The organism is Yeosuana aromativorans, assembly GCF_014646655.1.
GTDB lineage: Bacteria > Bacteroidota > Bacteroidia > Flavobacteriales > Flavobacteriaceae > Yeosuana > Yeosuana aromativorans.
In genome coordinates this window covers 360,060-372,273 of the sequence record NZ_BMNR01000002.1, presented here as the reverse complement: position 1 = coordinate 372,273, position 12,214 = coordinate 360,060, and the positions used below count along the sequence as shown (strand labels likewise).

Sequence of the window (12,214 nt, the reverse complement as noted above, 5' to 3'; positions counted from 1 at the left end):
TCTTATCGAGACTTTTTAACGTTTCTTTATGCTTTATTAATATTCATCTTCATTCCAAAGGTAATCATCGTCAGTAGGGTAGTCTGACCAAATCTCTTCAATTGAATCGTATGAATCGCCTTCATCCTCAATTGATTGTAAGTTTTCTACAACTTCTAATGGCGCACCAGTTCTAATGGCGTAATCTATTAACTCGTCTTTAGTAGCAGGCCAAGGTGCATCACTTAAATAAGATGCTAATTCTAATGTCCAATACATTGTGTGTCGTTTTAATTTTTTGCAAAAATAAATTTTTAGTTTAAACAGACAAGAAAAAAATGAATTATTTAATTATTATTTTAATGAACGTATTTTTTTACACAAGTTTGCTAAAACTAAAATGGGATTAGTCCTTTTTTGGGACCCACTTAATTTCTTGTGCATGCAAATCATTTGACAACTTCCGTGCCAATACAAAAAGGTAGTCAGAAAGGCGGTTAATGTACATGAGTGTGTGCGGATCAATAGGTGATATGTCATTCAGTGCCGTGGTTAAACGCTCGGCTCTACGGCAGACACAGCGTGCTATATGACAGAATGACACCGTTTGATGCCCACCGGGCAACACAAAGTGTGTCATGGGTGGTAAGGCTTCGTTCATGGCATCCATTTCGTGTTCCAATCGTTCAATATCATCTGAAGAAATTTTGGGTATGTTTAAACGCTCTTTCCCCGATTTTAGGATTTGTTTTTCAGGGTCAGTGGCTAAAATAGCCCCAACAGTAAAAAGCCTGTCCTGTATATGAATGATGATATCTTTGTAATGTTGATCAATATCTTGGTCGCGAATTAAGCCCAAATGAGAGTTCAGTTCGTCTATCGTGCCATAACTGTCAATACGAATATGGTGTTTGGGAACACGAGTGCCGCCAAATAACGCCGTTGTACCCTTATCACCAGTCTTTGTATAGATTTTCATAAATCAAAAATTAAAGGTTAAAAGTACAAAGTTAAAAGTTAAAAGTACAAAGTTGTAAGTACGAAGTTGGAAGTTATGGATAAAAGCAGATTTGCAATTTTCAGTAATTGCTACTTGTTCAACGTATCAGAATAAATCATGCCATCAATCAACCGAATAATGCGTTTTGCCCTAGCTGCCACATCTTCTTCATGGGTTACCATGATAACTGTGTTACCGGCTTTGTGTATGTCTTCAAAAAGATTTAAAATTTCCAATGAGGTTTTTGAATCTAGATTTCCAGTTGGTTCGTCAGCCAAAATGATGGATGGATGATTCACCAATGCACGGCCAACAGCGACACGTTGGCGTTGACCACCAGAAAGTTGATTGGGCTTGTGATCCATTCGGTCTTCCAAACCAACGCTTATCAATACATCTTCGGCCCGTTTGGTACGTTCACTTTTTGAAACGCCCGCATATACCATAGGTAGAGCTACATTTTCAAGTGCAGTGGTTCTGGGTAACAGATTAAATGTTTGAAAGACAAAGCCAATCTCAGTATTTCTAATGTCAGCTAATTCGTCATCAGACATTTTACTCACATCCTTACCGTTAAGCACGTAGGTGCCAGAGGTAGCGGTGTCTAAACATCCAATGATATTCATGAGTGTGGATTTACCAGAGCCCGAAGGACCCATGATAGCCACATATTCTCCGCGGTCAATATCTAAATCGATGCCTTTTAATACATGAACGATTTCTTGTCCTAGTGTAAAGTCTCTAACAATATTTCTGATTTTTATGACATTTCCCATAAGATGCTATTCTGTGTAATTTGACGTTTTTTTTATCGTGTTGTTACACTCTAATTTTAAAATGTTCTTTGTGTTGCTCTTGCCTAAAAAACACCAATCCCCAAAAAAAGGTATCAATGGTAACGGTTACTTTAGGATGTTGCTTAATAATTTCCCAAGCTTCGGTCATTTCTTTTGACCAGTAAATATCGTCAAAAATAAAGAGGGAATCATTATGTGTTGTTGTTAAAAGTGTATTAAAATACTGTAAGGTGCTTTCTTTTTGATGATTGCCATCAAAAAAGATAAGGTCGTACGTTTTAGATTTAAACTCGGAAATGGCCGATTTGAAATCCTTATTTATTACCGAAATATTTTGATATCCCAGTTTTTCAAAATTAGCTTTTGAAAATTCGGATAGATTCGGGCAGCCTTCAACAGTTGTAATTGATGCATTGGGGTTTCCTAAATGCATAGCTTGGGTGGCAATTCCTAATGAGGTTCCCAATTCAAGGATTGGGTTGCTGTTGAAATAATGGGTGATTCTATACATAAGCTTAGCCCTTTTAAATGTTGAGCCAGCATGCTTTGCCATACTAGAAACAGACCTGTTATTGGACTTGGTTTTATGAGACCCAAAGCCTAAATCCTTAATCTTGATTTTAGATTGATTGTTCAACAGGTCTTTACGGTACGCCGCTATTGCTTTATAGGCTGGGTAGTGGGTTTTGTCATAAAGGCATTGGATTACCAAATTGTATACAAAAGGGGAATGTATCCCATGTTGATTGGTGGATTTAAAAAGGAATTTTATGTATTGAAGGATTTGGTAGAGCATTTTCTTAGTGGTTCTCGATACTAAATACTTCGTTCCTAGTGTTTCACTCGAACTGACTAGTAATAAACTTTATAAGCTGTCCCTTCGAGTGATTTCGACATGTCGGAATTGTATTAAGACGTTTTATATTAAAAATATTTTTAATCTTCCAGTTTTGACGATAATTCAAACCAGCGTTCTTCCTTGGCATCTATCTCATCTATGATAGTCTGGAGTTCCTCAGACAATTTTAAAATCTCGTCTTGCGATAGGTTTGGATTGTTAAACTTGTTTTCCAGTTCTTTTTTATCAAATGCCAACGACTTTAATTTGCTTTCAATGTTTTTGAGCTCTTTGTCTTCATTGTAGGACAGCTTATTGCTATCTGTTTTTTTCCAGGGATTCTTTTCTTTTTTATCTTCGTTTGGTTCTGAAATAATGGGTTGGCTATCGTCATACACCCTAAAGTCGGTATAGTTGCCTGGGAAATCCTCAACAACGCCATCACCTCTAAAAACAAAGAGATGGTCCACAACCTTATCCATAAAATAACGGTCATGCGATACCACGATTACACAGCCCGGAAAATCCATTAAAAAGCTTTCCAGCACGTTCAGGGTTACAATATCCAAATCGTTGGTAGGCTCATCCAAAATTAAAAAATTAGGGTTTTGAATCAATACCGTGCATAAATATAGGCGTTTGCGTTCGCCGCCACTCAATTTTTCAACAAAGTCATATTGTTTTTTTCTACTGAACAGAAACCGTTCCAGTAATTGTTGCGCACTGATTTGACGCCCTTTTTTTAATGGAATGTAATCCCCAAATTCCCTAATAACATCAATCACTTTCTGCTCAGGTTTGATAGTGATGCCGTTTTGGGTATAATAGCCAAACTTGACCGTGTCTCCTAGTACAATTTTTCCGGAATCGGGTTTGATGGTCTGTGTTATCAGGTTTAGAAAGGTTGTCTTACCGGTGCCATTTTTGCCAATAATCCCAGTGCGTTCTCCATTTTGAAAGGTATAATTAAACTTGTCAAGAATGGTTTTGTCTTGATAGGATTTAGATACGTTATGCAATTCAACAATCTTGTTTCCCAAACGCTCCATGTTTAGTTCCAGTTGCACTTGGTGGTCATTTCTGCGTTGGCTGGCGCGGTGCTTGATGTCTTGAAAATCATCTATTCTGGATTTCGATTTGGTGGTTCGTGCTTTGGGTTGGCGCCGCATCCATTCCAATTCTTTTTTAAACAGTTGCTTGGCTTTACCTGTTTCCACTTCATCACGTTCAATGCGGGCCTCCCGTTTTTCAAGGTAATAGGAATAGTTTCCTTTATAGCTGTAGAGTTCGCCTTCGTCCAATTCAATAATCTCGTTGCACACGCGCTCCAAAAAATAGCGGTCATGGGTAACCATAAACAAGGTAATGTTTTCTTTGGCAAAAAAAGCCTCCAGCCATTCAATCATTTCCAAATCCAGATGGTTGGTCGGTTCGTCAAGAATCAATAAATCGGGTTTATTGATCAAGGCATTGGCCAGCGACAAGCGTTTTTTTTGTCCACCGGACAATGTACTCACTTTCTGGTCTAGATTATCAAGCTTTAATTTGAAGAGGATTTGTTTGTACAAGGTTTCAAAATCCCAGGCCTGATGCCGTTCCATGGCTTCAAAAGCTTTTTGATAGGCTTCTGAATCCTCTGGATTTAACAGCGATTTTTCGTAATTTGAAATAACCTTTAGAATGGGGTTGTCACTGGCAAAAATGGTTTCTTCAACCGTTAAATCAGGATTCAGTTTAGGGTCCTGGGGCAAAAATGACACAGCAATGCCTTTTCTGTACGTTATGGTTCCAGAATCTGGAACATCATCACCAGCAAGGATATTTAAAATAGAGGTTTTGCCCGTACCATTTTTGGCCACAAAGGCTATTTTTTGATCTTTATGGACACTAAACGAGATGTTTTCAAATAACGAAAGCTCGCCATAAGATTTTGATATATTTTCAACAGTTAAGTAGTTCAAGATTTGTTTTTTTGCAAAGAACGTACAAATTACCAAAATTTACCACATTAGTTTTTATATTCCTACTGAAAAGCTATATTTGTCTACAAACCATATCCTTGTAATGAAACGATTAATTTTATTTATTTGTTTGGCAATTAGCATATTTTTTTCTTCATGTATCACCAATAAAGATTTAGTTTATTTACAAGATAAAGGTACGGTTGTTAATGATTCCTTAGCGTTACGTGAAACCTCAAAACCCTATCGTGTTCAAGTGAATGATATATTGAGCATTCGGGTAAAAGCTTTAGATGAAGAATTGACATCTATTTTCAATCCTGTTGAAACGCCTGCCAATACGGCTAACCAAGGTCAGTCGTCGCTTTATTTCAGTGGCTTTACGGTAGATTTACATGGCAACATCAAATTTCCTATTCTGGGCAATATTAATGTTTTGGGTTTTACCATTGATGAGATAGAAACAAAAGTGAAGAACGAGCTTTTAAAACAATACTTTAAAGACACTGCCGAACTGTTTGTAACCGTTAAATTAGCAGGATTGCGTTATACCGTTACAGGGGAAGTTGGTAGTACTGGTGTGTACACCTTATATCAAGATCGTGTTAATATTATTGAGGCTTTGGCCAATGCTGGAGATATTGGACCTACGGGTAATAGAAAAGATGTTTTGGTCATTAGGCAATATCCACAAGGGCAAAAAATTCACCATATAGATTTAACTGATAAAGTTGCTATGCAATCGCCCTATTATTACATCCAGCCAAATGATATGATATTGGTGAAGCCATTAAAACGCAAAGCCATTGGTGCTGGACAGACGGCTTTTCAAAACCTGACAACGGTTGCCTCTATTTTGTCTGTGTTGGTGTCAACTTATTTTTTAACCAAAAACCTATAATTTAAGCTATGCTAGATGAATTTGAAGTATCTGAGTCGTCATCTGCCAGTTTTGACATCAAAAAGTTTTTATTCAGGGCGTTAAGCTATTGGAAGATTTTTTTGGTGTTGTTGGTTGTTGGTTGCTTCTTGGTTTACCAAAAAAATATTAGGGAAGAGTTTTCATATCGTTTGGGTACCAAAATATCGGTTGAAGATGATAGCAATCCGTTGTTCACTTCCAATGCCAGCTTAACATTCAATTGGGGCGGTGTTACTTCAAAAATACAGACCATGATCGTAACGCTTAAATCACGTTCCCATCATGAAAAAGTGGTTGATAGATTGGAGTTTTATAAAAGCTATTTAAAACAGGGGCGTTTTAGGAAACAGGATATTTATAAAGCAGCTCCTTTTCGATTTGATCATGACTATGATTCGCCTCAATTAATCAATATTCCTATAAAAATCACCTTTTTGGATGCGGATTCGTATGAGCTCCAAGTGGAATTTTTAAATCCTACAGTACAAGTACAAAGTTACTTGACCAAAGAAATTTCAAATGTTGATGTTCCGGTAGGTGTTTTTAAAAAGCAGTTTAAATTTGGTGACTTAGTTGAGCTCCCGTTTTTAAAAGGTGTCCTAAGATTGGCAGAAAACCGCAAGGCCATTGCCGGTGATACCTATTTCCTTCAATTTAGTAATTTTGATAATGTGGTGTCCAGTTACCAAGGCAGGACGTCTGTGGCCAATACCAATAATTCACCCATACTTGATATTTCACTCATTGATAAAAATACCGAAAAAATTGTAGATTATTTAAATACGTTGGTAGCGGTTCTGAGCGAAGACCAGCTCAACAGAAAAAACCAATATGCCACAAATGCCATTGCATTTATTGATGAGCAGATTTCTAGGGTTAAAAATGAATTATCTGACAATGCAGAAGCCTTAAATGATTACCGAAAAAAGACAAAAATTTACAGTCTGGATAGTGAAAGTGAAACACTTAATGAAAAGCTGACCAAACTGGATGGCGAGAAAGAATCCATAAACAGACAGCTTAGCTACTATTCAAACCTAAAAAATTATTTATTGACCAGTAGCACCTTTACTGAGATACCTGCACCTTCCATAGCAGGAATTAGTGATGCTAATATTTTAAATAACGTCGCCAAAATAAATGACCTATCGGTTCAAAAATCCAAATTGCAATATTCAGTACGGAGTGATGCTTCTGTTTTTAATGATTTGAATCGACAGATTGAAGGGTTGAAAAACGTTTTGCAAGAAAACATCAGTTCGGCTACGAATGCCTTGAGACGAGAACTAGAAACAGTCAACAGTTCATTGAGCAAAGTAGAATCACAGTTTAGTAAACTGCCCGAGGATCAACAACAACTCATAACCATAGAGCGTCAATATTCCTTAAGTGAGCAAACCTACAATGTGTTTTTGGCAAAACGCGGAGAAGCAGAGATTATCAAGGCGTCCAATGTGTCTGATATCCTGGTTATAGATCCTGCAAAAAACACAGGTGCCACCGTATTGGGCAGAAATTTAAACATCCGTTATGTGTTTGCCTTTTTTGCTGCCTTGCTCATTCCTTTGTTGGTAGCATTTGTGTTGACATTTTTGGATAACAACATTCACAGTCCGGTTGATGTGGAGCAATTGTCAACCATACCTTTGCTGGGCGTTATTGGCAAAAATAATCTGGATGACAATTTAGTGGTTCACAGAAAGCCAAAATCTGCCGTTGCAGAATCATTTAGGGCTATTCGTTCCAATTTACAGTATTATTATAAAACCCAAGATTTAGAAGGTGCAAAAACCTTGATGGTAACGTCTTCAGTTAGTGGTGAGGGAAAAACATTTTGTTCAATCAATGTAGCAACTGTTTTTGCTTTGAGTGGTAAAAAAACCATGTTATTGGGACTGGATTTAAGAAAACCCAAGATTTTTGGTGATTTTAATATTAAAAATGATATTGGTGTGGTCAATTATTTAATAGGCCAAGAATCACTGGAAAGCGTTATTCAGCACACGCATATTGAGCATTTGGATGTGATTACATCAGGGCCAGTTCCACCAAACCCTTCGGAGCTGTTAATCAATGAACGACTAGGCCAGCTGTTAACAATCTTAAAAACGCAATACGATTATATTGTGTTGGATACGCCGCCCATAGGGTTGGTTGCTGATGCCTTGGAACTTTTGGATTATGTAGATGCCTCTCTTTATGTGATACGACAGGATTATACCAAAAAGGGGATGCTGAATTTCATCAATGAAAAATATAAAACCAAGCAAATTAAAAATATCAGTTTAATTTATAATGGTTATGACCAAAAGGCCAAATACGGATATGGCTACGGCTACGGCTACGGCTACGGATATGGCTACGGTAATTATGCCAATGGTTATCATGATGATGATAGAAAAAACAAAGGTTTTTTAAAACGTGTAAAATCCTTTTTAGGTTTTAATTCTTCTCGGTTTAAGCAATCTTGATATCTTGATTTTTTTAGAAATAATGATTTCCTAAGCGGATTAGTTATAATATCCTTGTATTTGCTGTATTTGCTGTATTTGCTGTATTTGCTGTTTTTGTAGCTTTTTGTTACATTTTGCTATATCTGTATATTTAACAGTTCCATACTGTATGTATACTGTATCTACGTAGTATCTATGCTGTATCAATTCTTTAACTGTAAATTTTTATTGCCTTTGCGTGATGGTTTTTATGAAAAGCTATCTAAAATGCTTTTATTTGTATAAGTAATTTTATTGACATCAGTATCTTGAGCAATTCATCGGAAGAATCCAATTGGCTTTACACAATTTCCCCAAAAAGGCGGGCTATCAATCTTAATTTTAAGGAGATTTGGTACTACCGTGATTTGTTGTTGTTGTTTGTAAAACGAGATGTCATTACCATGTACAAGCAAACCATTTTAGGACCTTTGTGGTACTTTATTCAACCGTTATTTACTTCGGTTATTTTTACATTGGTATTTAATAATATCGCCAATATTGAGACGGGCAACGGAATTCCTTCTTTTTTGTTCAATTTAGCAGGTATTACCTCTTGGAATTATTTTAGTAATTGTCTGAATGGCACTAGTGATACATTTAAAAAAAATCAAGGTATTTTTGGGAAAGTGTATTTTCCCAGGGTTATTATGCCAATGTCTACTGTTTTGTCAAACCTAATCAAGTTTGGTATCCAATTATTGGTTTTTGTGTGTTTCTATGTCTATTTTGTTTTTTTTACTACTACAGCATTTAACACTGCGCCAACATTGGCAATTGTTTGGCTGCCTTTGGTGGTTTTAATCATGGCCTTGTTAGGATTGGGATTTGGCATGATCATATCATCCATGACCACTAAATATCGCGACTTAAGCTTTTTGGTAGGGTTTGGTGTGCAATTATTGATGTATGGGTCTGCAGTCATGTATCCGTTAACTTTGATCCAAGACAAGGTAAATCAAGGTAGGTTGCCCAATTGGGTTGGTTCTGTTATAGAATACAACCCCATGACCAGCGTTATAGAATTATTTAGAAATATGACCTTGGGAGCAGGTTCGTTTTCCATTTCAAAACTATTATATGCATCTGCCATTGCTGTTATTGTTTTTTTATTTGGTTTAGTTGTATTTAACAAGACAGAGAAGCAATTTATAGATACGGTTTAACCATGAAAGATATCATTTTAAAAGCCGAAAATATTAGCAAACAATACCGATTGGGTTTGGTTGGCACAGGTACCCTTAGTCATGACTTAAACCGTTGGTGGCATAACATACGTGGCAAAGAAGATCCTTATTTAAAGATAGGCGAAGTCAATGACAGAAGTAAAAAGGGGACTTCAGACTATGTATGGGCGCTGCAGGATATTAATTTTGAAGTTCAGCGAGGTGAGGTTTTGGGTATTATTGGAAAGAATGGAGCCGGTAAATCAACCCTTTTGAAAATATTGTCAAGAGTTACCAGTCCCACAACGGGAAACATTAAAACCAGAGGTCGCATTGCGTCCTTGTTGGAAGTGGGGACAGGCTTTCACGGGGAAATGACTGGACGGGAAAACATTTATTTAAATGGTGCCATTTTGGGGATGACCAAAAAGGAAATTGCCTCAAAAATTGATGAGATTATTGATTTTTCGGGCTGTGAACGTTATATTGATACACCCGTAAAACGTTATAGTTCAGGAATGACGGTACGATTGGCTTTTGCAGTAGCTGCTTTTTTAGAACCCGAAATTTTGGTGATTGATGAGGTGTTGGCGGTTGGGGATGCCGAATTTCAAAAAAAGGCCATTGGCAAGATGCAGGATATTAGCAGGGGAGACGGTCGTACGGTTTTGTTTGTGAGCCATAATATGGCGGCGGTACAAAGTTTGTGTACCAGAGCAATGGTTTTAGATCAAGGGAACGTAATTTTTGAAGGCAGCGCCAATGCATCTGTTGAGTTTTACTTAAAGAATAATAAAACCGATTTTGTTTTAAAAAAAAACAATCCAGATTTTAAAGTAAATGTTAGTCAAAAAAATGTATACGCATTCGGAGAAACGTTACGCTTAGATATTGATTTTGATAATTTATCAGATTGTGAACAAGAAGTTTATATTGATTTGGCGGTGGTTAATCAAATGGAGGATTTTGTCTTACATTACAAAATGAATTTTGATAAACCCGCACTCATAATAAAAAAGAACAAATCACATATAAACATTTCAATAGAGAACCCACGATTGGTTTTGGGAGAATATACCATGATCATCTATATCCATAACAAGATGAGACAGGTGTTATTTTGGATGGAAAATTGTGCCAGGTTTCAAATTTCAAACTTAAATAACGAGTTGTTGGCAAATACCTCTCTTAAGTCGCCTATTGTTCCCAACGTAAAAATTTCAGAAAAACCCTTATCATGAAACGCATTTTATACAAGATCATCAATAAATTAGGGTATAATATTCAAAGTAAAAAGACCAAGCGTGAGGAACTGTTGAGGCCTTTAACAAAGTACAGTCATTTAAATAATTTCAACATAATCATATTGGCCCAAAACTATATTTTAAATTTAGAGAACAAGTACCGAGACTTTGAAATTAAAAACCATGAGCAGGGCTTCATGGTTAGTTTTTCAAATTTGAATATTTACATAGAAAGCTTGGAGGAATTCCATATTTTAAACGAAGTTTTCATCAATGATGATTATCATTACACAACTACAAAAAAATCCATTTTAATAGACATTGGATGTAACATTGGCATAACATCGTTATTTTTTTCAACATTTAGTTACATAGAAAAGATAATCGCTTTTGAACCCGTAACAATAACCTATGAACAAGCCAAGCTTAATTTTCAACTCAATACCAAAATATGTAAAGTAGATGCCATTAAAAATGTTGGATTAGGAAAGCACAAAAGAGAGGAAAAATTTTTATTTGACCGAAACGTAAAAGGTAACACTGGAATTAGAGGCAAACTGAGCCCTAGTTATTCTAAAAACAAATCTGCAAAAGAAATATCTGTTAATATAAATGAAGCTTCTTCAGAGATTTTAGAAATCATAAACCAAAATAGCCCATTGAAAGTGATAGTAAAAATGGATTGTGAAGGGGCGGAATATGAGATTTTAGAGAGCTTAAAGGAGACTGGTGTTATTGATGAAATTGATGTTTTGTTGATGGAATGGCATGATAAAGGAACCGAAATGATTGAAAAAATTCTTGAGGAGTCTGGTTTTGAATATTTTTCTAAACGATTTTCATCTATTTCAGGGATAATATATGCCTATAAATCTGTGAAATGAAGTTTTCGGTCTCTGTAATCATACCTGTTTATAATTGTGAAAGCTACATAGAAAAAGCTGTCATGTCTGTTTTGCAGCAACCTGATGTTATAGAAATTGTTGTTGTAAATGATGGAAGTACCGATGCAACCGAACAGATTCTCGAAGGCCTTCAAGAGACTAACCCAAAAATAAAAGTATACCACCACGAAAACAAAAGCAATAAAGGGCGTTCTGCCAGTAGAAATTTAGGGATTAAAAAAACAACCGGAAATTATATTGCCTTTATAGATGCTGATGATTTTTATTTGGAAAATAGATTTTCTAACGATAAAATTATTTTTGAATCAGATGATTCAATAGAAGGGGTTTACAATGCTATTGGGGTTCATTTTTATAGAGATGCTTCAATCTCAGAAAAAGAAAGTTTAAAGTTAACCTCTGTTAATAAAAGCATTAAATCCAATAATCTTTTTGAAGATTTGCTTTATTACAAAAACGGACACTTCTCCATAGACGGCTTAACCGTTAAAAAAAACATTTTCAATAAAGTTGGTTATTTTGATGAGTCGTTAGAGGTTGCTGAGGACACTAATCTTATTTTACGAATGTCCTTGAAATGTTGTTTGCAAGCAGGTATTATAAACCAACCTTTAGCAATGCGGGGGGTTCATCATACTAATGTTTTCAATAATGAAGAATTGTATAAAAAAAATAAGCTTAAATGTTATGAATCACTTTTGTTTTGGTGTGTGGCTAATGGGATATCCAATCATAAAATTGATACATTGTTGAATTATTTATGGACTTTAAGGTATAATCAAGAAGCAAGCTTGTTTAAGAACATATCCTATTGGATGTCTGTTTTTTTTAAAAATCCAAGGCTTTTGTTATCAAAACTTTGTATAAAATACTTTCCTTTGGTTAGGCTTAGAAAGAAACTTTTTTAATT

11 protein-coding genes are annotated in these 12,214 nt (G+C 35.8%); 6 read left to right on the top strand and 5 right to left on the bottom strand.

Going from position 1 to position 12,214, the window contains the following annotated elements; translation table 11 throughout:
• Positions 1-36: 36 nt before the first annotated feature.
• The 5 genes from IEW94_RS04950 to IEW94_RS04930 all read right to left on the bottom strand — a co-directional run bounded on the left by IEW94_RS04950 (position 37) and on the right by IEW94_RS04930 (position 4,575).
• Positions 37-258, bottom strand: a complete 222-nt coding sequence (locus IEW94_RS04950) for a DUF2795 domain-containing protein (RefSeq protein ID WP_166963690.1) — start codon at positions 256-258, stop codon at positions 37-39.
• A 127-nt stretch (positions 259-385) separates the two neighbouring features.
• Positions 386-958 carry a cob(I)yrinic acid a,c-diamide adenosyltransferase gene (locus IEW94_RS04945; RefSeq protein ID WP_188650620.1) on the bottom strand — a complete coding sequence of 191 codons (573 nt, stop codon included), beginning with the start codon at positions 956-958 and terminating at the stop codon, positions 386-388.
• A gap of 110 nt (positions 959-1,068) precedes the next feature.
• Complete coding sequence (locus tag IEW94_RS04940) at positions 1,069-1,755, bottom strand: ABC transporter ATP-binding protein (protein WP_188650619.1); 687 nt, start codon at positions 1,753-1,755, stop codon at positions 1,069-1,071.
• Positions 1,756-1,798: 43 nt separating this feature from the next.
• Positions 1,799-2,572: an O-methyltransferase gene (locus tag IEW94_RS04935; protein ID WP_188650617.1), complete on the bottom strand. Its 774-nt coding sequence runs from the start codon at positions 2,570-2,572 to the stop codon at positions 1,799-1,801.
• A 140-nt stretch (positions 2,573-2,712) separates the two neighbouring features.
• Positions 2,713-4,575, bottom strand: coding sequence for an ABC-F family ATP-binding cassette domain-containing protein (locus IEW94_RS04930; RefSeq protein ID WP_188650615.1), 1,863 nt, complete (start codon positions 4,573-4,575; stop codon positions 2,713-2,715).
• Between the two features lie 103 nt (positions 4,576-4,678).
• Here IEW94_RS04930 and IEW94_RS04925 point away from each other — a divergent pair, with 103 nt between their 5' ends.
• From IEW94_RS04925 to IEW94_RS04900, 6 genes are all read left to right on the top strand, one after another.
• Complete coding sequence (locus IEW94_RS04925; RefSeq protein ID WP_188650613.1) at positions 4,679-5,476, top strand: polysaccharide biosynthesis/export family protein; 798 nt, start codon at positions 4,679-4,681, stop codon at positions 5,474-5,476.
• 8 nt (positions 5,477-5,484) lie between these two features.
• On the top strand, positions 5,485-7,968 hold the full coding sequence (locus tag IEW94_RS04920) for an exopolysaccharide transport family protein (protein WP_188650611.1): 2,484 nt from the start codon (positions 5,485-5,487) through the stop codon (positions 7,966-7,968).
• Between the two features lie 290 nt (positions 7,969-8,258).
• Entirely contained in the window at positions 8,259-9,155 is an 897-nt protein-coding gene (locus IEW94_RS04915) for an ABC transporter permease (RefSeq protein ID WP_188650609.1), read from the top strand.
• Positions 9,156-9,157: 2 nt separating this feature from the next.
• Positions 9,158-10,396, top strand: a complete 1,239-nt coding sequence (locus IEW94_RS04910; protein WP_188650607.1) for an ABC transporter ATP-binding protein — start codon at positions 9,158-9,160, stop codon at positions 10,394-10,396.
• A complete protein-coding gene (locus IEW94_RS04905) occupies positions 10,393-11,283 on the top strand; it encodes an FkbM family methyltransferase (protein WP_188650605.1) in 891 nt (296 codons plus the stop codon). The genes IEW94_RS04910 and IEW94_RS04905 overlap by 4 nt, the downstream gene beginning before the upstream one ends.
• The gene (locus IEW94_RS04900; protein WP_188650603.1) at positions 11,280-12,212 is read left to right on the top strand and encodes a glycosyltransferase family 2 protein; all 933 of its coding nucleotides are present in this window, start codon (positions 11,280-11,282) and stop codon (positions 12,210-12,212) included. Before IEW94_RS04905 ends, IEW94_RS04900 begins: the two co-directional genes overlap by 4 nt.
• Positions 12,213-12,214: the final 2 nt, after the last annotated feature.